This is a genomic window from Acinetobacter sp. AL9 (assembly GCF_041464035.1).
In the GTDB taxonomy this organism is placed as follows: Bacteria; Pseudomonadota; Gammaproteobacteria; order Pseudomonadales; family Moraxellaceae; genus Acinetobacter; species Acinetobacter towneri.
Genome location: NZ_JAYFSK010000300.1, coordinates 1 through 228 on the forward strand (window position 1 = coordinate 1; position 228 = coordinate 228).

The 228-nt window shown below is 51.3% G+C and carries 1 protein-coding gene; it reads right to left on the reverse strand.

What is annotated here, in order from left to right; all coding sequences use genetic code 11:
* Nucleotides 1–228: transposase domain-containing protein (locus ACEO2X_RS14805; RefSeq protein WP_371972226.1), on the reverse strand; the 228-nt coding region annotated here is incomplete at both ends.

The window sequence follows — 228 nt, forward strand, 5'->3', positions numbered from 1 at the left end:
GTTCAGGTTTCCAGCGGTGTGGTAGCAATTCTTCAATCTGAGTCACTTTATGTGTCGGCAACCTTTTCAGCACATCACTTAAATAGGCATACGGATCCAAGCCATTCAGCTTTGCTGACTGGATTAAAGTCATGATATTCGCCGCTCGCTGGCCGCTGCGCAGCGAACCTGCAAACAGCCAGTTCTTGCGCCCCAACGCCCAGGGACGCATCTGATTCTCGACCCAAT